This is a genomic window from Streptomyces angustmyceticus (assembly GCF_040701845.1).
GTDB lineage: Bacteria > Actinomycetota > Actinomycetes > Streptomycetales > Streptomycetaceae > Streptomyces > Streptomyces angustmyceticus_A.
In genome coordinates, this window is sequence record NZ_JBFBHQ010000001.1 from 266,066 (window position 1) to 284,695 (window position 18,630).

At 73.3% G+C, this 18,630-nt stretch carries 16 protein-coding genes and 1 tRNA gene; 4 read left to right on the forward strand and 13 right to left on the reverse strand.

Annotated elements, in window-relative coordinates:
* Positions 1-29: 29 nt before the first annotated feature.
* The 6 genes from AB0411_RS01115 to AB0411_RS01140 all read right to left on the reverse strand — a co-directional run bounded on the left by AB0411_RS01115 (position 30) and on the right by AB0411_RS01140 (position 6,089).
* Positions 30-1,199, reverse strand: a complete 1,170-nt coding sequence (locus AB0411_RS01115) for a D-alanyl-D-alanine carboxypeptidase family protein (RefSeq protein WP_366415074.1) — start codon at positions 1,197-1,199, stop codon at positions 30-32.
* 209 nt (positions 1,200-1,408) lie between these two features.
* Complete coding sequence (locus AB0411_RS01120; protein ID WP_366415075.1) at positions 1,409-2,644, reverse strand: cytochrome P450 family protein; 1,236 nt, start codon at positions 2,642-2,644, stop codon at positions 1,409-1,411.
* Between the two features lie 148 nt (positions 2,645-2,792).
* A complete protein-coding gene (locus AB0411_RS01125; protein WP_366415076.1) occupies positions 2,793-4,013 on the reverse strand; it encodes an MAB_1171c family putative transporter in 1,221 nt (406 codons plus the stop codon).
* Entirely contained in the window at positions 4,006-4,617 is a 612-nt protein-coding gene (locus AB0411_RS01130; RefSeq protein WP_366415604.1) for a hypothetical protein, read from the reverse strand. The genes AB0411_RS01125 and AB0411_RS01130 overlap by 8 nt, the downstream gene beginning before the upstream one ends.
* Positions 4,618-4,696: 79 nt before the next feature.
* Positions 4,697-5,185, reverse strand: coding sequence for a helix-turn-helix domain-containing protein (locus tag AB0411_RS01135; protein WP_366415077.1), 489 nt, complete (start codon positions 5,183-5,185; stop codon positions 4,697-4,699).
* Positions 5,186-5,309: 124 nt separating this feature from the next.
* Positions 5,310-6,089, reverse strand: a complete 780-nt coding sequence (locus AB0411_RS01140; RefSeq protein ID WP_366415078.1) for an AraC family transcriptional regulator — start codon at positions 6,087-6,089, stop codon at positions 5,310-5,312.
* A gap of 54 nt (positions 6,090-6,143) precedes the next feature.
* Here AB0411_RS01140 and AB0411_RS01145 point away from each other — a divergent pair, with 54 nt between their 5' ends.
* Positions 6,144-7,367, forward strand: a complete 1,224-nt coding sequence (locus tag AB0411_RS01145) for an MFS transporter (RefSeq protein ID WP_366415079.1) — start codon at positions 6,144-6,146, stop codon at positions 7,365-7,367.
* Positions 7,368-7,571: 204 nt separating this feature from the next.
* Here AB0411_RS01145 and AB0411_RS01150 read toward each other — a convergent pair.
* A tRNA-Pro gene (locus tag AB0411_RS01150) sits at positions 7,572-7,645 on the reverse strand.
* Positions 7,646-7,811: 166 nt separating this feature from the next.
* Here AB0411_RS01150 and AB0411_RS01155 point away from each other — a divergent pair.
* Complete coding sequence (locus tag AB0411_RS01155; RefSeq protein WP_366415080.1) at positions 7,812-8,105, forward strand: YiaA/YiaB family inner membrane protein; 294 nt, start codon at positions 7,812-7,814, stop codon at positions 8,103-8,105.
* A 78-nt stretch (positions 8,106-8,183) separates the two neighbouring features.
* Here the strand turns inward: AB0411_RS01155 and AB0411_RS01160 are convergent, their stop codons facing one another.
* On the reverse strand, positions 8,184-9,107 hold the full coding sequence (locus tag AB0411_RS01160) for an alpha/beta hydrolase (RefSeq protein WP_366415081.1): 924 nt from the start codon (positions 9,105-9,107) through the stop codon (positions 8,184-8,186).
* A 181-nt stretch (positions 9,108-9,288) separates the two neighbouring features.
* Here AB0411_RS01160 and AB0411_RS01165 point away from each other — a divergent pair, with 181 nt between their 5' ends.
* Positions 9,289-12,501 carry an amidohydrolase family protein gene (locus AB0411_RS01165; RefSeq protein ID WP_366415082.1) on the forward strand — a complete coding sequence of 1,071 codons (3,213 nt, stop codon included), beginning with the start codon at positions 9,289-9,291 and terminating at the stop codon, positions 12,499-12,501.
* Positions 12,502-12,799: 298 nt separating this feature from the next.
* A complete protein-coding gene (locus tag AB0411_RS01170) occupies positions 12,800-14,125 on the forward strand; it encodes an acyl-CoA dehydrogenase family protein (RefSeq protein WP_366415083.1) in 1,326 nt (441 codons plus the stop codon).
* Positions 14,126-14,254: 129 nt separating this feature from the next.
* Here the strand turns inward: AB0411_RS01170 and AB0411_RS01175 are convergent, their stop codons facing one another.
* The 5 genes from AB0411_RS01175 to AB0411_RS01195 are packed head-to-tail and all read right to left on the reverse strand — an operon-like array spanning position 14,255 to position 18,394.
* Entirely contained in the window at positions 14,255-14,857 is a 603-nt protein-coding gene (locus AB0411_RS01175; protein WP_366415084.1) for a GAF domain-containing protein, read from the reverse strand.
* Positions 14,854-15,474 carry a GTP-binding protein gene (locus AB0411_RS01180; protein ID WP_366415085.1) on the reverse strand — a complete coding sequence of 207 codons (621 nt, stop codon included), beginning with the start codon at positions 15,472-15,474 and terminating at the stop codon, positions 14,854-14,856. The genes AB0411_RS01175 and AB0411_RS01180 overlap by 4 nt, the downstream gene beginning before the upstream one ends.
* Positions 15,452-15,850 (reverse strand): DUF742 domain-containing protein, encoded by a 399-nt coding sequence (locus AB0411_RS01185; protein ID WP_030078883.1) that lies wholly within the window; start codon positions 15,848-15,850, stop codon positions 15,452-15,454. Before AB0411_RS01185 ends, AB0411_RS01180 begins: the two co-directional genes overlap by 23 nt.
* A 2-nt stretch (positions 15,851-15,852) precedes the next feature.
* The gene (locus tag AB0411_RS01190) at positions 15,853-16,302 is read right to left on the reverse strand and encodes a roadblock/LC7 domain-containing protein (protein WP_159474739.1); all 450 of its coding nucleotides are present in this window, start codon (positions 16,300-16,302) and stop codon (positions 15,853-15,855) included.
* Positions 16,292-18,394 (reverse strand): sensor histidine kinase, encoded by a 2,103-nt coding sequence (locus tag AB0411_RS01195; protein ID WP_366415086.1) that lies wholly within the window; start codon positions 18,392-18,394, stop codon positions 16,292-16,294. Before AB0411_RS01195 ends, AB0411_RS01190 begins: the two co-directional genes overlap by 11 nt.
* Positions 18,395-18,630: the final 236 nt, after the last annotated feature.

The following is an 18,630-nucleotide window of genomic DNA, read 5'->3' on the forward strand; positions in this document are numbered from 1 at the left end:
GCTTCGCCCCGCCGCAGGGGCCACGGGGCCTACGCCGGCCCTGACCCCTGCCCGGCACGCCCGCGCGCCTGCCGCCGGCGGCCGAAGAGGGCACCGAGCCCTATGGCCACGATCCCGGCGGCGCCCGCCCCGAGGACCAGGGCGGAGCGTCGCGGGGAGCCGCCGCCCGCTTCGGCTGCGGTGAGCTCGGTGGCCGCCGGGCGGAGCGACCCGCCGCCGTCGTAGGAGGTGCGCACGGCGTGCAGGGTGCCCACCGGCTGGGCCGTCCCGGCGCTGTCGAAGCCCCAGTCCAGCAGCGAGCCGGCCTCCTTGTAGACGGCGTTGTTCTCGTTCGACTGCGGGTTCAGCACGGTGACCAGCAGGGTGCGGCCGTTCCGCCGGGCGGCGGCGATCAGGGTGTTGCCGGCCTTGCTGGTGTAGCCGTTCTTGACGCCGATGATGCCGGGGTAGCGGGACAGCCCGTGCGAGCCCACCAGGATCCGGTTGGTGTTCTCGATCATGGTGGTGCCGCCGGCGCCGGGGAACGCGGCGCGGGGCGTGGCGCAGTAGCGGGCGAAGTCGTCGTTGGCGAGCCCGGCGCGGGCGAAGACGGTCAGGTCGTACGCGGAGGAGACCTGGCCGGGCGCGTCATAGCCGTCCGGGGACTTGACGGTGGTGTCGCGGGCCCCGAGTCTGCGGGCGGTCTCCTGCATCTCCTGGGCGGTGTTCCGCCAGCCGCCGTTCATCGCGGCCAGTACGTGCACCGCGTCGTTGCCGGACCGCAGGAAGACTCCGCGCCACAGGTCGGCGACGGAGTAGCGGCGGCCCTCCTTGACGCCGACGACGCTGCTGCCGGCCCCGATGCCGGCGAGGTCCGCCGAGCTGACCCGGCGTACGGTGCCGGCCGAGAACTTCGGCAGGACGGTGACCGCGAACAGCGTCTTGAGGGTGCTGGCCGGGGGCAGCTTGCGGTGGGGGTTCTTCGCGGCCAGCACGCTGCCGGTGTCCGCGTCGGCCACCATCCAGGACAGGGCGGACAGACCGCCGGGCAGCCTCGGGGTGCCGGGGGCGGCCGCGGCCTGCACCCCGGCACCGGCCGCGGCGGGCTGACGGGACGTCGAGTCGTGCGCAGCGGCCGGTATGGACGTGAGCGACACAGCGGCGGCGGCGACCAGGGTCATCGCCGCTGCCTTCTTGGACACACGCGCGTCAATTGCCATGCCGTCACGCTAAGAAGCGGTGCCGCACCCCGCAGCACAGTTGAGCCAGACGGACCACGGGGCCTGCCCGGCACCCGGCGTGTCGCAACTGCAACGGGTGCAAAGAAGGACCCGCCCGGTGCGACGGGGGATGCACACCGGGCGGGTCTCAGGAACCTTTCTACCTCATGAGCGAACGGTTATGCCTCAAAAACTTGTTCGTTTGTCGTTCAGAAGGCGACGGGGAGCGAAATCAGGCCACGCGAGCGCAAGGCCCTGCGATGCCTCACATCGCCACGCGGAACGTCCAGCCGCAGCTCCGGGAAGCGGCCGAGGAGCGCTTCCAGCGCGATGACGGTCTCCATACGGGCCAGTGGGGCACCGAGGCAGTAGTGGATGCCGTGCCCCAGCGCGAGGTGCCCGGAGCGGTCGCGGCCGCGGTCGAAAGTGGCCGGATCGGCAAAGCGCGCCGGGTCGCGGTTCGCGGACGCGATCGCCAGCAGCACGGTCTCCCCGGCCGCGATCCGTACGCCACCGATCTCCAGGTCCTCCTTGGGGAAGCGACGGAGCGACAGCGGGCCGGGCCCGTCGTAGCGGAGGAACTCCTCCACGGCGGCGGGCAGTTCGGCCGGATTCCGCTGCAACTGGCGGAGCTGGTCGGGGTGGTCGAGCAGGGTGAGCACGGCATTGCCGATGAGGTGGACGGTGTTCTCGTAGCCGCCGAAGAGGAGGAGGAAGGCGAGCGAGGTCAGTTCGTCCTCGCTGAGCCGCTCGCTCCCCTCGCCCGCCCCCTCGCCGGCGGCCGGGTCGTCGCGCACCGCGATCAGGTCCGAGAGCAGATCGTCGCCCGGCTCCGCGCGCTTGGCCGCGATCAGACCGGTGTAGAACTCCTGCATCGCCCCGACCGCCTCCTTCATCAGCCCCGGACGGCTGGGATCCGGTGTGATGAGCGCGTCCGACCAGGCCAGGAAGTCGCGGCGGTCGCGGTGCGGGATGCCGAGCAGATCGCAGATCACGGTGATCGGCAGCGGGCCCGCGAAGTCGGCGATCAGATCCGCCCGGCCGCGCTCCGCCATCGCGTCCAGCAGCGCGTCGGCGGTCTTCCGTACGGGCTCGCGCAGCGCCTCGACCCGGCGCGGGGTGAAGGCCTTGACGACCAGGCGGCGGATCCGGGTGTGGTCCGGCGGGTCCATGTTCCCCAGGTTGGCGTCCAGCGCGGGCGGCAGCGAGAACCCTTGGTAGCCGCCGGGCGCGGCATGGCGCTTGTCCAGGGAGAGCCGGGGGTCGGCGAGAGCGCTGCGGACGTCGTCGTAACGGGTCACCAGCCAGGCGGGGTTGCCGTCGGCGGCGGTGATCCGGTGCACCGGGCCGGCTTCGCGCAGCGCGGCGTAGGCGGGGTACGGATCGTCGAGGAGCGGCGTCACGTCGATGGGGGCGTCGGAGCCGGTATCGGCGGTGTTCGGCATGGTTCCGACTGTAGGGCCTGTCCGGCCGGCTCCCGGCCCGCGCACGTCGTCCGACGACGGCGGCACCGGTCCGCACGGACCGGTGCCGCCGGGTGGTTCGGGCGGCCCGGACCCCCGTGCCGGGCCACCCCGTCTGTGGAGTTGTTCCTCAGGTGCGCGCCACCGCGCTGCGCTGCCGCAGCTCGGTGAGCACGGTCTCGATCAGCGGCGAGTGGTAGACGTCCGCGACCAGCGCCAAGTGCTCGTACTCCGCGGTGAGTTCGGCCGGATCCGTACCGTCGGCGACCACCACGCTGTCGGCGCCGTGGACCGGGACATGGCCCACCGCACGGTTCTCCAGGCCCCGGCGGAGGGCGGCGGCCTCCGCGACGGCCGCCAGCTGCCGGTCGTCCAGGGCGACCGCGCGGGCCCGCTCCCGGGCGATGTCGAGGGCGTCGGACTCCACATGGCGTCGGATGCCGCGCTGTACGTCCCTGATCTCGGCCATCTGCCGGTTGGCCCGCCACTCCAGATCCGCGAACGGCCAGCGTACGGCCCAGGCCGAGGCCTCCATCGTGACCTCCGGGGACCGGGCGGTGACCGTCCGCCAGAGCGGGGAGAGGCGGCGCAGCCGGCGCCAGGCGGCGACCCGGGGCCCGGCCGCCGGCAGCGCGAACCCGGCGAGGACCATGAGCGCCGCGACCGAGGCGCTGAGCGGGGCCACGCCGTTGGAGAGCCACAGCGCCGGGTGGCCCGTCCAGGACAGGACGAAGCCGATGACCTTGCAGCCGCAGTAGCCCACGCCGAGCCAGCACCCCGCGGACAGCAGCCGCAGGCCGCGCGCCAGATACGTCCTGCCGAGCCGGGCGGCGAGCCGCGGGCACAGCGTCCCCAGGGCCGCCGAGCTCATGCCGAAGATGGCCAGATACAGCACCAGGAAGAGCATGACGCCCGGCGAGTCGGTGTAGGCGGTGCTGAAGTCGCGGGGGTGCTCGACGGCGTCCGGCCTGCCGACCGCGAATCCGGCGATCGCCACCGCCCAGAGCGCGGCCACTCCCGCGACGGCGCCCCGCGCCCTGGTCCGCGCCCGGGCCCGTGCGGCCGCGCCCTCGCCCGCCGTCCAGCGCAGCATCAGTACCAGCGCGCCCGCGGCGAACACCACGACGGAGGAGTAGAGGAACACCATGGCGAGGTTGGCCACGCCGGTGAGGCGGTCGAAGGCGCGGTAGAGGCTCGGCGCGGAGAAGAGGAAGACCGTGGCCACCCCGCCGGTCATCACACAGGCCAGCCCCAGGTCCGCATTGCTGCGGTCGCGGAACCACGCGCGGGACTTGTACCCGACGATCAGCCAGGCGGCCACCCCGAACGACAGGTAGATGACGTCAAACACGCGGACCCCCGTCCCCCGCCGCGCCCGCACCGACGTCGTCGCGGCCCCCGTCGCCGGTCGGCGCCTCCTCGCGGCGCCGCAGGTGCTGCAGCGCCGGCCCGAGCGCCGCCGCCAGCTCCGCCGCCTGCCCCTCCAGGGGGAGTTCGCGCTCGCCCGCGGACGGCGCCACCCGTTCCATCAGCAGCGTGCCGAGCACTTCGGTCTCCCGCTCGGCGAGGTTGTCGTAGCCGTGGTGCCGGGCGAATCCCATGGTCAGGCCCATCCGGCGCATGGCCGTGGCGACGTCCACGGAGGGCGTCCACAGCTTCAGCGCGTCCTCGGTGACCGTCGGGTCCTGGCCGTGCCCCAGCAGCAGATGGCTCAGTTCGTGCAGCACGATGTGGGCCTGGTGCCAGGGCGAGGTCTTCAGCTCGTAGAAGACCCAGTAGCCGTCGTCGGTGACGGCCGTCATCCCCGAGACCACCCCGCCCAGGCTCATCGGCACCAGATGGACGGGCCGCGCCACCCGCGCGGCGACGATGTCGCACATCCCGCGCAGATCGGTCGTGGCCGGCAGCGCCAGCTCCTTGATGAGCCGCTTGCACCGCCTGCGTATCTGCCCCACTCGCATGCTCGTCCCGTCCTCGTCTCCGGCCCGCTGCCAGGAAGCGAAAATCCGGCCGCGCTCAGCGGTCCGCGTCACCTCACTCACCACCCCGGTCACCGCCCCGCTCCGGCGGATCGGCCGGCAGGTTCATCTGCTGCCGGAACTGGGAGATGATCGTCGTCAGGCTGTCCTGCACCTCCGGCGGCAGCCCCACGGAGCGCAGCGCGATGGCGCGCACCCGCTGGTCGCGCATGGCGGCCAGGAAGCGGACCTCCTCCTCCACCCGCGCGGCCTGCGGCTGCGAGAGGTCCCCCAGCAGATAACCGACCGGTACGGCAAAGAACTTGGCCAGCGCGCGCAGGAGTTCCGGGCTCGGGTTCGTGCGCCTGCCGTTGCGCAGCATCGACAGGTACTGCTCGGTGACCTTGACCCCGCCGTACTCCTCGTCGCCCCCGCTGATCTCCTCTGCCACAAAGGCGTTGGTGTACGGGGCGCCCGGCGGATGCATGTTCGCGAAGAGGTGACTCAGCCGCTCCGCGAGCGTGCTGCCCGCCTCGCCGGACCGGCCGTCGTCCCCCACACTCATGCCCGCCGTCTCCCCGTCGATCGGCCCCAACGAACAGTTAAGGCACCGGAATTACCGCCCACATCCTGACACGGAGAGAACGCGGCGCACCAGTCCACTTACGGACAGTAGGGACGACCCTGGCTTAACCGCGAGTTGAGTGACGACCACCGCCGGGCTCTTCGCGGCGTTGGTGCGCGCCCGGGGTGCTGCCGTAGGCGCGGCGGAAGACATCGATGAACGCACTGGTGGAGGACCAGCCGCAGCGGCGGGCGACGGTGGTGACGGGGGTGTCGTCGGCCAGCATCTTCAGGGCGTGGTACAGGCGAAGTTGGGTGCGCCACTGGGGGAACGTCATCCCGAATTCGGAGCGGAAGAGGCGGCTGAGGGTGCGTTCCCCGGTGTGCGTGTGGTGGCCGAGCTCGGCCAGGGTCCGGGGGTCGGCCGGGTCGTGGTGCAGCAGATCGCAGACGGCGGCCAAGCGCGGATCGGCGGGCGAGGGCAGCTGTACGGGCTGCTGCGGCGAGGCGCGGAGCTGGTCGAGGAGGACGGCGCGCAGCCGGCGGCGTTCCGGGCCGGTGTCGGTGGGGTCGCGGGTGTAGGCGAGGATCAGCTCGCGCAGGAGGGGGCTGACCGCCAGGACCGTGGGCGCGTCCAGCCGCAGGGGGTTGTCGCCGACGGGCAGGCCGAGGGTGTGCAGGTCGAGGTTCCCGTAGGCGCGGTGGGCGTGGACGGTGCGGGCGGGGATCCAGAGGGCGCGGGTGCCGGGGGCGAACCACGTGCCGGCGTCGGTGGTGACGGCCAGGACGCCGGAGCCCGCGTAGACGATCTGGTGGTCGTCATGGCGGTGGGCGTCGATGCGTTCACCCGCTGCCAGCGCCAGCATGTGGGTGGGCGCGGCGGGGGTGTGGCGGATATTCGGCATCTCTTGGCATTTTATCGGAAGCGGGACAGTCGCTGCGGCGGTGACGATCGGAGAGTGTCCACTCACCAGTCCACCGTCCGGCCCACCACGCCCCTCACCCTGCTGTCCCTGAGCCACGCCTGCGTGGACATCTACCAGGGAGCCGTGGCCGCGCTCGTGCCGTTCTTCCTCGCCGAGCGGGCCTATACCTACGCCGCGGCCTCCGGCATCGTGCTGGCCGCCTCCCTGCTCTCCTCGGTGGCGCAGCCGCTGTTCGGCGCGCTGACCGACCGCCGGCCGATGCCCTGGCTGCTGCCGGTGAGCACCCTGGCAGGGGGCGTCGGCATCGCGCTCAGCGGCATCGGCGGCTCCTACGCACCGACCCTGGCCGTCGTCGCCGTCGCCGGGCTCGGGGTGGCGGCCTACCACCCCGAGTCCGCCCGTATCGCCCGCATCGCGAGCCGCGGCAGCCACACCGCGATGGGCCTGTTCTCCCTCGGCGGCAACATCGGCTTCGCGGCCGCCCCCCTCATGGTCTCCGCGGTCGTCGCCACCGGCGGTCTGCGCGCCTCTCCCCTGCTGGTCGTCCCGGCCCTGGCCGGCGCCGCCCTGTGCGTGGCCGCACTGCGCGGCCCCGCCCTCCCCGCCGCGGCCGCGGCCGCCTCATCCGCCCGGACCGCGGCGGGCACGGACGACTGGCCGGCCTTCCTCAAGATGTCCGGCGCCGTCGTGTGCCGCTCGATCGTCTTCGTCGGCCTGAGCGCGTTCCTCTCCCTGTACGCACAACAGCGCACCGGAGGCGGGGAGTTCGCGGGCACCGCTGCCCTGTTCGTGCTCTACCTGGGCGGCGCGCTCGGCACCGTCGCCGGGGGCCGGCTCGCCACCCGCTACGGCCGCGTCGCGGTGGTCCGCCGGGCCTACGCCCTGACCGTCCCCGCCGTCGCCGGCCTCGTCCTGGTCCCGGGCCCGCTGCTGTACCTGTTCACCGCTCTGACCTCGGCCGGTCTGTACGTGCCCTTCTCCCTGCACGTCACCCTCGGCCAGGACTACCTCCCCCGGCGCGTCGGCACCGCGGGCGGCGTCACCCTGGGCCTGACCGTCAGCATCGGCGGCCTCGCCGGCCCGCTCATCGGCGCCGCCGCCGACGCCACGTCACTGCAGACCGCACTCGCCCCGCTCATCGCACTCCCCGCCGTGGGCTGGCTGCTCCTGCGCACGCTGCACGAACCCGCCGTGCCCGAGGCCACCGCGCCCAACCGTGCCCCGCACCGCGACACGGCGCCCGATCCCGGCGCCTGAAGCGCCGTCCGCCACGCGCCCCCGGAGAGCGGCAACCGGCCCTCCGGGGGAGCGTGCTGTGCCCGCCCGACCCGCTGTCGGTGGAGGAGGGAGGGAGGGAGGGAGGGGCCAGCGGAACTGCTCGGCTTCCCTCGGCGAGACGACTGTCCCCGGAAACGGCGAAAAGGGGCCCCGTAGGACCCCTCCGACCTGCAGAAAAGCAAGTCGGGACGACAGGATTTGAACCTGCGACCCCTTGACCCCCAGTCAAGTGCGCTACCAAGCTGCGCCACGTCCCGTTGCCCGTGTCGGCCGGGAATGTCCCCGGCTGACCGCGCACGAGAACAATACCGCATGTCAGAGGGTGGGTGCTGCCATATTGGTGCGTCGGGGCGGGTGCGGGCGGCAGGCGAGATGAGTACGCGTACTCATGCGGCGCCGTCACGGTGCCGCCACGCTACGCGCATGACTACTCCATCGATTCAGCGGCCGACGACGACGGCCTTCTTCGTGCAGGCCGCGGTCTCCTTCGGGCTGTCGCTGGCGGCGCTGGTGATCGGGATCACCAGGCTGCCGGTGGGACCCTGGGAGCGCGGGTTCCTCGCCATCGGCCTGGTCTTCGTGGTGTCGTCGGCATTCACGCTGGCCAAGTGCATCCGCGACCGGCAGGAGGTCGCGGAGGTGACCAACCGGGTCGACAAGGCCCGGATCGACAAGATCCTCATCGAGCAGGACGTCTTCAAGCCGGGGCAGGTCTGACGCGGCGACCCGCGCCGCGGCCCGGCCCCCGGGCCGCGGCCCTGTTTTCCCGGCCGCGGCCCGGGGCGGGCCAGTGGCTCAGACGTGCTTGTCGAGCCAGGCCAGCAGGTCGTCCTGGACCTCGTCGCGATGGGTCTCGTTGAGGATCTCGTGGCGGGCGTCCGGGTAGGCGCGCCAGGTCAGATCGCGGGCGCCCAGGTAGCGGAAGTCCTCCAGAAGTTCGTGAACCAGGGTCATCCGCTGATGGCAGGGGTCCTGGTCGCCGACGGCGACGTGGACGGGCAGTCCGCGCGGGATGCGGGCGAGGTGGGCCGGGTCGTTGATCTTGCGGATGGCGCGGACCCAGTCGGCGGCGAGGCCGGCGCAGAACGGGAAGCCGCAGTCGTCGTCGGCGACATAGGCGTCCACTTCGGCAGCGTCGCGGGAGAGCCATTCGTAGCCGGTGCGGTGCGGGAAGGCGTCGTTGAAGAAGCGGAAGGTGCGCGGGATGAAGGAGGAGAGCACGCCGCGGCCGTGCTCGGAGATCTCCCGGTCCAGCTCGGCCAGCGCGCCGTCGATGTCCAGGCCGGGCAGGGTGCGGAAGGCGCCGGTGAGGATCAGCCCGGCGAGGTCGGCGCCGTACTCCTGGGCGTAGTCGCGGGCCAGCATCGCGCCCATGCTGTGCCCGAGCAGCACCAGCGGGACGCCGGGGTGGGCGGCGGCCGCGTGGTTGCCGATGCCCTTGAGGTCGCTGACGATCGCCCGCCAGGCGTCCTCGCCGACCACCCCGCGGCCGCCGGTGGAGGCGGCGGTGGCGCCGTGGCCGCGGTGGTCGGAGGCGAGGACGCCGTAGCCGTGGCCGGTCAGGAAGCGTGCGAAGCGGTCGTAGCGCCGTCCGTGTTCCGCGGCGCCGTGGGCGATCTGGACCAGGGCGCGCGGGTGACCGGACTCCGGGAGCCAGGTGTAGGTGGCGATGCGGGCGCCGTCCGGGGCCTGGTGGAAGTCCTGCTGCAGGGGCTGCATGGCGTCGTCTCCTGACTGCCGGGGCGGTGGCTGACGAGTCGTCGGCGCCCACTCTTCCGCGCGGGGCGGTGGTGCGCCACGGGGCGCGCGTGGCGTGGTTGCCCCGGTCCCCGGGCGGCGTGACACGATCAGCCGGTTCTTTGCCGACGCTGTGCCGCAACCCCCTTTCGCAGGAGGAACGTTGGACACCACGGACCGTTTCGAGGACCCCTTCGCGCACTCCCCCCGTCACCCCGCTCCGCTGTCCCGCCGCAGGTTTCTGCAGGGCACCGCCTCGGCCGCCGCCGCAGCGGGTCTGACCGGCGTCATGGCGCCCGCCGCGGGGGCGCAGGACGCCGGCCCGCGCGGCGCCGCCCTGTCCTTCACGGCCGCGACCAACGGCGCCGCCTCCCTCTCCCCGGCCGGTGACCGGCTGGTCGCCGAGGTCCAGAACGTGCTGTGGTCCCTGCCCCGGGCCGGCGGCGACGCGGTGGCGCTGACCCCGCCCGATCTGGAACCCACCCGTCCGGTGTTCTCCCCCGACGGCCGCCGGATCGCCGTCTGCGCCTACCGTGGCGGCACCTTCCATCTGTGGACGCTCGCCGCCGACGGCTCCGGCCTCCGGCAGCTGACCGACGGCCCGTGGGACGACCGGGGGCCCGCCTGGTCGCCCGACGGCACCCGGATCGCCTTCGCCTCGGAGCGGGGCGGGGACGCGGTGGCCGGCAGCCCGTACCGGATCTGGGTGCTGGAGGTGGCGACGCGGCGGCTGACCCGGATGACCGGACTGCCCGGTCAGGACGGCCCCCACCAGGACGCCGCCTGGGAGGACTTCGATCCCTGCTGGTCGCCGGACGGCTCGCGGATCGTGTTCGTACGGGGCCGGGTGGCGGGCGCGGCGCTGGTCTCCCGCACCGTCGCCTCCGTGCCGGCCGACGGGCGGGGCGCGGTGCGCACCGAGCACACCGAGACGGCCACCGCGCAGGTGATGGTGCCGGCGCTGTCCCCCGCGGGGCGGCTGGCCTATCTGCGGACCACGGACTACCCGGGGCCGACCTGCGCGCTGGTGGTGGACGGTGAGCGGGTCGCGGTCGACGGTGATGTGGAGCCGGTGCCGCCGCGCTGGGTCTCGCGGGACGAGCTGCTGCTGACGGTCGGCGGGCAGTTCCGGATCGTCCGGGCCGACGCCCCGCAGCACGCCGAGACCGTCCCGTTCACCGCGCGGCTGCCGCTGGAGCGCCCCCGCTACCGCGTCAAGGACTACGGCTTCGAGCGGACGGCGGCCGGTCCGGTGCGCGGGGTGCATCTGCCGGCGCTGTCGCCCGACGGCCGCAAGGTCGCCTTCGCCGCGCTCAACTCCCTCTGGATCGCACCCACTTCGGGTGGCGGAGCCGCGCGCAGGATCGTCCGGGCCGACGCCACCGGCTACGTCCTGGCGCCGAGCTGGTCCCGCGACGGGCGGGCGCTGCTCTACGCCGACGACCGGGACGGGCTGTTCGCGGTGCGCCGCCGTGAGCTCGCCTCCGGCGAGGAGACGGTGCTGGCCGCCGGCGGCCGGGTGCAGCCCGCACTGTCGCCGGACGGCGGGCGGCTGGCCGCACTGGACATGTCGGGGAACCTCGTCCTGCGGACGCTGTCCGACGGCACGGAGAAGGTACTGGCCGCGCCGATGGGCGCCGGCGGGCTGCCCGGCCGCCCCAGCTGGTCACCGGACGGGCGCCACCTCGCGTTCTGCGACCGCACCCGCCTCAACCGCCGCTTCCGCGAGGGCTACAACGTCATCCGCATCGTCGACACCGAGACCGGCAAGGACCGGCTGCACCCGGTCGCCGAGCATGTCTCGATCGCCGACCGCTACGACTCCGGGCCCGTGTGGTCGCCCGACGGGCGCCGGCTCGCCGTGATCGCCGAGTCGGCGCTGTGGGTGCTGCCGGTGCGGCCCGACGGCACGCCGGACGGGGCGCCGCGGCAGCTGACGGAGGAGAGCGCCGACCATCCGTCGTGGTCCGGCGACTCGGGCACGCTCCTGTATCTCTCGGCCGGGAAGCTGCGGCTGATCGGGGTGTCCGGCGGCGCGGCGCGGACCGTCCCGGTCTCCCTGGGGCACCGGCCCGCGCGCGCCCGCGACACCGTGGTCCACGCGGGCCGGTTCTGGGACGGCACCGGCGACGCGGTCCGGGAGGACGTCGACGTGGTGGTGCGGGACGGGCGGATCACCGCGGTGGAGGCGCACCGCCCGGCCCGTTCCGGCGCGGCACGGCGGGTGGACGCCTCCGAACGGACCGTGCTGCCGGGACTCTGGGACGCCCACACGCACCCCTGGCAGACGACCTACGGCGGGCGGCAGACCGCCCTGCAGCTCGCCTACGGCATCACCACCGCGGTCTCCTGCGGGGGCTTCGCCTATGAACAGGCCCGCATCCGGGAGGCCGTGGCGGCCGGGGCGCTCGCCGGGCCGCGCCTGCTGACCTGCGGAGAGCTGCTGGACGGCGCCCGGGTCGCGTACAGCATGGGGCGGGCGCACCGCACCCGGGCGGGGCTGCGCCGCTCGCTGGCCCGCGGTGCGGCCCTGGACTGGGACTTCGTCAAGACCTATGTACGGGCGCCGGGCTGGGTGATGGAGGAGGCCGCGCGCTTCGCCCACGAGCGGCTCGGGGTCCGGGCCGGCAGCCATCTGCTCTCCCCGGGCGTCCAGCTGGGCCAGGACCTGACGACACATCTGCAGGCCACCCAGCGGCTGGAGTTCGGTCATGCCGTCACCAGCTCCGGGCACGCCTACCAGGACGTCGAGGAGATCTACACCGGCGCCGGCTTCCACCTCCTCGCCACGCCGTTCTCGGCGGCCGCGCTGCTCGGCGCCGACCCGGCGCTCGCCGATGACCCGCGGGTGACCCGGCTGATGCCGCCCTGGGACACCGCGGTCGTACGGGAGAACGCCGGGCATCGCCCCACCGCGGCCCAGCTGGCCGACATCCGGACCGAGGTCGGGGTCTACCGGCGGGTGCTGGACGGCGGCGGGCTGGTCGCGCTGGGCACGGACCAGCCGCTGGTGCCGGTGGGGCTGGGCCTGCACCTGTGCCTGCGGGCGCTGCACCGCGGCGGTCTCAGTGTGAGCCGGACGCTGCGCACCGCGACCGCGCTGCCCGCCCGGGTGTTCGGCGCACAGCGGGACCTGGGGACGCTGGAGGTCGGCAAGCTCGGCGACATGACGCTGGTGGACGGCGATCCGTTCGAGGACTTCGACTCTCTGGTGCGGACCTCGGCGGTGCTGCGCGGCGGACGCCTCTTCGAGCAGCGGGAGCTGATCGGTTCCTTCCCGGTGCCGGCCGCCCGCTCGCTGCGGGCGGCCGGCACCGACTGGCTGGAGGTGGGCCGTCAGCAGCGCCGCGAGTCCTGCTGCGACGTCTCGCACTGACGCCCCCGCCCCCGTCGCGGCGGGGTCGGGAGGCGTGGGGTGGCGCGGTTCCCGGGCCCTCGGAACCGCGCCACCGCCGTCCCGTATCCAGGGGTGGTGCGCACCTCCTTCGCGCTTCAACTCTTCGCTTAAATGCACCCAGTTGATGTTTTATGCGCCCCGCAGTAGGTATGCCAACGGGTATTGCACGGGGTAAGCGAAAGATCACTTTCCGGAACGTTCGCTGCGACGGCACCGCCGGTGCCGTCCGAAGCGTGATGCGACCAGCACGGGGGAGATCGCGAAGGAGGGGCTCGTCTTGCACCGCTACTTCACGGACCAGCGGCATGAGGCACTCCGGCACCAGGTGCGGGAGTTCGCCGAGAGGGAGGTCCGCCCCCGGGTGGCAGAAATGGAGGCGAATCGTTCCGTGTGCCATGACCTCTCGCGCCTGATCGCGCGGCAGGGCTGGATAGGCGCGACCGTGCACCGCGCCTACGGCGGAATGGGCGCGGGCCACGTCGCCAAGACGCTGATCATCGAGGAGCTCTCCCGGGTGAGCGCGGCGATGGGCGCCATGGTGCAGGCGTCGCAGCTGGGCGTGGCGAAGATCGTCCACTTCGGCAACGAGGAGCAGAAGAAGACCTGGCTGCCGGCGATAGCCGCCGGCGAGTGCCTGCCGACCATCGCGGTCACCGAACCGCAGTCCGGCGGCCATGTGCTGGGCATGACCTCCACCGCGGTCCGCGACGGCGACGACTACGTCCTCAACGGCCGCAAGATCTACGTCGGCAACAGCCACGTCGGCGATCTGCACGGCGTGGTCGTCCGCACCGGCGAGGGCTCCAGGGGCCTGTCGGCGTTCCTCGTCGAGTCCGACAGACCCGGCTTCCGGGTCGGGCCGCAGAAGCCCGCGATGGGGCTGCACGGCTTCAGCTTCGGCGAGCTGTTCTTCGACGACTGCCGCATCCCCGCGGCGAATCTGCTCGGCCGGGAGGGCGACGGGCTGTCGGTCGCCTACTCCTCCAGCGTGCTGTACGGCCGGCCGAACCTGACCGCCGTGTCGCTGGGCATCCACCAGGCGGTGCTGGACGAGACCACGGCCTTCTGCGCCGAGCGGCAGCGCTACGGCAAGCCGCTGGCGGACCTCGGCACCATCAAGCTCAAGCTCGGCCGGATCCAGTCGCGGCTGCTGCTGGCCCGGCTGTCGGCTTACCACGCGGTGCACCTGCTGGACCAGGGGCTCCCGTGCGACGCGGAGCTGATGAACGCCAAGCTGGTCAACGTGGAATCGGCGCTGGAGTCGGCGCGCGACGCGATGGACATCCATGCCGCGTGCGGGCTGTTCACCGACCGGCCGGTGGAGCGCTTCCTGCGCGACGCCCACCACATCTTCGCCCCGGCCGGCACCTCCGACATCCAGCTGCTGCGGCTGGGCGAGCTGGCCCTGGGGCGGGCGCGGGGCGAGTGGTCCAGCCGCCTGGCGGACCTGCTGCGGCTGGAGCCCTCGGAGTGGCCGGACGAGGGCGACGCCCCCGTCGGCGCCCCGGCCCCCGCCGGGCGCGGCGAGGACACCACCGCCACGGTCCCGGGCCAGCGCACCGGACCGGTGTCCCTGCGCACCTGGTTCGCCCGGCAGAGATGAGCGGCGGTGCCCGTCCCGGGGCCCGCGGTCACCGGCAGCCCGCCGATGCCGCGGCCCCGGGCCGGGCGTCCGGCTCGTAGCCGTCCGCACCGGGCACCGGGGCCGGGTGTGGGGTACCGCGAAGCCGCCTCAGACGTCGCTCTGCTGCTTCTCCATCTGGTGGATCTGGTCGACGAGTTCGGCGGCCATCGCCTTGATGGTCTCCAGCCCCTCGCGGCCCCAGGGGCGGGGTTCGAGGTCCACGACACAGACCGTGCCCAGCGCCGTCCCCGTACGGTCGATCAGCGGTGCCCCGAGGTAGGAGCGGATGCCGATCTCGTCCACGACGGGGTTGCCGGCGAACCGCGGATAGTCGCAGACGTCCTCCAGCACCAGCGCCTTGCGGCGGACGATGACATGCGGGCAGTAGCCGTGGTCACGGTCCATCACCCGGCCCGGCTGGGCGCTGGCGGGCGCCGGCCCCAGCTCGACGGCCTGGTCCTGGGCGGGCGTGTAGAGACCGGCGAAGTACTGCCGCCGCTCGTCGATGAAGTTCACCATCGAGTAGGGCGCCCGGGTGGTCCGGGCGAGCTTGCGGGCGAACTCGTCGAAGGCGGGCAGCGGGGATTCGCCGATCCCCAGGGCCCGCAGCCGGGCGACCCGCGCCGGGGCCTCGTCGTCCTGCGGGGTGAGCAGCAGATGGCGCGTCGGGTCGTAGGAGACGTACGGGACGCGGGAGGCGGGGTGGTTCATGGCAGCTCCGGGGTCGCGGCGAGGGCGGGGGTGAGCAGGTGCTGGACGAGCGAGACCAGGACGTGGGTGGCCGAGCTGCACTGGCGGGCGTCGCAGAGCACGACGGGGATGTCCGGCGAGATGTCCATCGCGGAGCGGACCTCGTCCGGGTCGTAGCGGTAGGAGCCGTCGAACTCGTTGACGGCGACGATGAACTGGATGCCCCGCCGCTCGAAGAAGTCGACGGCGGCGAAGCACTGGTCCAGGCGGCGGGTGTCGGCGAGGATGACCGCGCCGAGCGCGCCGTTGGACAGTTCGTCCCACATGAACCAGAAGCGCTGCTGCCCCGGCGTCCCGAAGAGGTACAGGACGTGTGCCGGCCCGAGCGTGATCCGCCCGAAGTCCATGGCGACGGTGGTGGTGTCCTTGTTCTCGACACCCGCCAGGTCGTCGGTGCCCACACTGATCTGGGTGAGGAGCTCTTCCGTGCTCAGCGGCTCGATCTCGCTCACCGCGCCGACGAAGGTCGTCTTGCCGACCCCGAAGCCCCCCGCGACCAGGATCTTGAGCGCGGTGGGGAAGAGGTCGGTCGAGGGATCCCCCGGTGTCACGGGGTCACAGTCGTTTGCGAAGTCCATTCAGCACCGCCTCCAGCAGGGCTCGGTCGGTACGGGACGCGGGCCCTGCCGAAACGGCCGCGGGGGCCCGCGCGGTGAGCGCCCCGCAGTCGACGAGGTCGGCGAGGAGCACTTTGGTGACCACGGCGGGCAGCCGTATGTGGGCGGCGATCTCGGCGACGGAGACCGGTCCGCAGCACAGCCCCAGCACCTGGGCGTAGTCGGGGCCCTGGCAGGAGACGGGCCGCCGGCCGGTGGCCATCACCATCGTCAGCAGGTCGAAGTGCGCCGTCGGACGGGTCCGGCCGTTGCTGACGGTGTACGGGCGGACCAGCCGGCCCGCCGCGTCGTCGTACCACGGTTCCCCGCCCTGCCGCCGTCGGCGACGCACGGTCATGGTCAACGACCGCCCGCGGGCGTCTGGTGGCGCGCGGGGGTGGACAGATACGGCCGGACGCTCTTGACCAGCATCGACATCTCGTAGCCCAGCACCGCCACATCGGCCTCGCGGCCGGCGAGCACGGCCAGGCACGCGCCCGATCCGGCGGTGGAGACGAACAGGAAGGTGGACTCCAGCTCGACGACCACCTGGAGCACGTCGTCGCCCTCCCCGAAGCGCACACCGGCGCTGCGGGCGAGGGAGTAGAGGCCGGAGGACAGGGCGGCCATGTGGTCGGCGCTGTCGGGATCGAAGCCGTGGGCGGCCTTGACCAGGCCGTCCGAGGACAGCAGCAGCGCGCTCCGGGCGTGCGGGACCCGCTGTACGAGTCCGGTCAGCAGCCAGGACAGATCGGTGTGCTGACCTCCCTGCAGCTGCGAATGCGCCTGCGCACGCACATCACTCACCATGGTTGCGGTCGTCTCCTCGGGGGCGGGCCATCGTGGCGTCGTGGTCACGGTCGTAGAGCAGGTCGTTGCTTGCCGGGCCGCTGAAGTCGCCGCCCTGGGCAGAGGTGGTGCCGTCGCCGCCGGCGGTGTCGCCGGCGTAGATGTCGTCGGCGAGGCTGAAGCCGCGCCGGAAGGCGGCCATCAGGCCGGGGTCGTGCTCGGGCTCCGGGCCCGTACGGGGTGCCGTGGACGGCAGGACGGGGTCGCCGCGCAGCTCGGGGACGAGGTGCGTCTGCTTGCGCCGCCGGGGCAGCCGCGGGCGGGCGCTGTTGTCCACGGCCGGCGGCGCGGGCGGGAGCACCACCGGGCCGGGGTCGGCGGGAGCGGCGTCGGAGGTGTGAGCCTCGGGCAACTGCGTTTCGGGCAACCGGACTTCGGGGGTGTAGACGCCCGAGGCGCGGACCAGCCGGCGACGCGCGGCGCCCGATGCGGCATCGCTGTCCGCGGGCGCGGAGCGCGGGGCCGGGACCGCGGAGGGCTCCGGGAGCGTACGGTCGCCGTAGCCGAGCGGTGCCCGGTCGAGCGCATGGTCCGGAGCGTGGGCGGGGGCGGGAATCGCCACCGTCGGGTGGTCGGACCCCGGGCCGGATTCGTGGTGGTCGTGACGACGCTCCGCGCGGTCGTGGTGCCGGTGGCGGTCGAGATGCCCGTGTCGCTCCGCGGGGTCGTCGACGAAGCCGCCGTCGTACGCCCCGTCACGCTCGCGCGCGGGGTCGGTGTCCGGCGATCCGGCGCGCGGGGCCTCCGCTCCGCCCGCTTCCCCGTCGGCCGACTCCTCGCCGAGCAGCTCCTGGGGCACGATCAGCACCGCCTGTACGCCGCCGTAGATGTTGCTCTGCAACCGGACCACGATGCCGTGCCGCCGGGCGAGCGAGGAGACCACGAAGAGCCCGATCCGCCCGTCGCTCAACAGCTCGGCGACATCGACGTGTTCGGGGTCGGCCAGCAGGGCGTTCATCCGGTTCTGCTCGTCCGCCGACATGCCCAGGCCGCGGTCCTCGACCTCGACGGCGAGACCGGCGGTGACGAGCTGGGCGCGCAGCAGGACCGGGGTCTGCGGGGCGGAGTAGATCGAGGCGTTCTCGACGAGTTCGGCGAGCAGGTGGATGACGTCGGCGACGGCGTGCCCGCGCAGGGTGCCCTCGATCGGCGGCACCAGCTTGATCCTCGGGTACTGCTCGACCTCGGCGATCGAGGAGCGCAGCACCTCGGTCATGGACACCGGACGGCTCCACTGGCGGCGGGAGATGGCGCCGCCGAGCACGGCGAGGTTCTCCGCGTGCCGGCGGATCCGGGTGGCCAGGTGGTCGACGTGGAACAGACCCTTGAGCAGGTCCGGGTCCTCGACCTGGTTCTCCAGCTCGTCCAGCAGCTCGATCTCGCGGTGCACCAGGGACTGCAGACGGCGGGCGAGGTTCACGAAGACCTCGACCTTCTGCTCGCTGCCGCTGGCGTTGCTGCGGGCGATGGCGACCGCGTCGATGACCGCGGACTCGGCGGCCCGGCCCGCGGCGGCCACCTCGTGGGCGAGCAGGTCGAGGGTGTCACCGACGGGGACGACGCCCTGTTCGGGCTCGCGGCGCTGGATCCACTCGCCCTGCCGCACCCGGTCCAGCAGGTCGTACAGGTCGGACTGGCTGCGGGCGCAGACCTGGCGCAGCCGGGCGTAGCGGGCGACGGCGGCGCGGGCCTCGGCGTGGGCCGCGGCGCTCGCGGTGAGCACGATGACGCAGATCAGGGCGAGGCCACCGCACAGCACCACCCACTCGCGACCGGTGAGCCGGGCGCCGCCGGCCTGCACGACGAAGGCGGCGACGGCCGTGCAGATGACGGCGACGAGGAGACAGGGGACGGCGGCGAGCCTGACCAGGCGGGCCCGTATCGCCGAGTCGGCCGCCGACTCGGGGAACGAGGCCCGGCCGTGTCGTCCGCCCTCACGCTCCCGCCGCCGGGTGGAAGGGGGGACGGCGGCGACCCCCGGGGAACCCTGGAGCCCCGGGGATCTCTGAGCCTCCTGAGAGGTCTGGGTCCCCTGGGGGAATGCGGTAGGCATCGGCGCCCTCCGGATCGGCCGTTGGCAGTTCGCGGAGCACGCACGCTAGTTGTTGCACAGGTGGTGTTCGGACCCACTTCGGGGTTTCGCTACCCCTCGCCACCTCCCTGAGAGGGCGCCGTCCGCACGCCAGTGCGAACCGATCCGAACTCGCGTTCATGGAGAGCGAGTTGGGGGCGTACGAGGGGCCGTTGCCCGACCGTCACGGACGGCGCTCGCGGGCATGTCGCGGCGCT

What these genes read in the sequence shown, in the direction of transcription:
- AB0411_RS01180 (WP_366415085.1), bottom strand. Translation starts at nt 15,474, where the DNA reads ATGGACTTCGCAAACGACTGTGACCCCGTGACACCGGGGGATCCCTCG.
- AB0411_RS01195 (WP_366415086.1), bottom strand. Translation starts at nt 18,394, where the DNA reads ATGCCTACCGCATTCCCCCAGGGGACCCAGACCTCTCAGGAGGCTCAG.
- AB0411_RS01175 (WP_366415084.1), bottom strand. Translation starts at nt 14,857, where the DNA reads ATGAACCACCCCGCCTCCCGCGTCCCGTACGTCTCCTACGACCCGACG.
- AB0411_RS01155 (WP_366415080.1), top strand. Translation starts at nt 7,812, where the DNA reads ATGACTACTCCATCGATTCAGCGGCCGACGACGACGGCCTTCTTCGTG.
- AB0411_RS01140 (WP_366415078.1), bottom strand. Translation starts at nt 6,089, where the DNA reads ATGCCGAATATCCGCCACACCCCCGCCGCGCCCACCCACATGCTGGCG.
- AB0411_RS01185 (WP_030078883.1), bottom strand. Translation starts at nt 15,850, where the DNA reads ATGACCGTGCGTCGCCGACGGCGGCAGGGCGGGGAACCGTGGTACGAC.
- AB0411_RS01115 (WP_366415074.1), bottom strand. Translation starts at nt 1,199, where the DNA reads ATGGCAATTGACGCGCGTGTGTCCAAGAAGGCAGCGGCGATGACCCTG.
- AB0411_RS01190 (WP_159474739.1), bottom strand. Translation starts at nt 16,302, where the DNA reads ATGGTGAGTGATGTGCGTGCGCAGGCGCATTCGCAGCTGCAGGGAGGT.
- AB0411_RS01120 (WP_366415075.1), bottom strand. Translation starts at nt 2,644, where the DNA reads ATGCCGAACACCGCCGATACCGGCTCCGACGCCCCCATCGACGTGACG.
- AB0411_RS01135 (WP_366415077.1), bottom strand. Translation starts at nt 5,185, where the DNA reads ATGAGTGTGGGGGACGACGGCCGGTCCGGCGAGGCGGGCAGCACGCTC.
- AB0411_RS01160 (WP_366415081.1), bottom strand. Translation starts at nt 9,107, where the DNA reads ATGCAGCCCCTGCAGCAGGACTTCCACCAGGCCCCGGACGGCGCCCGC.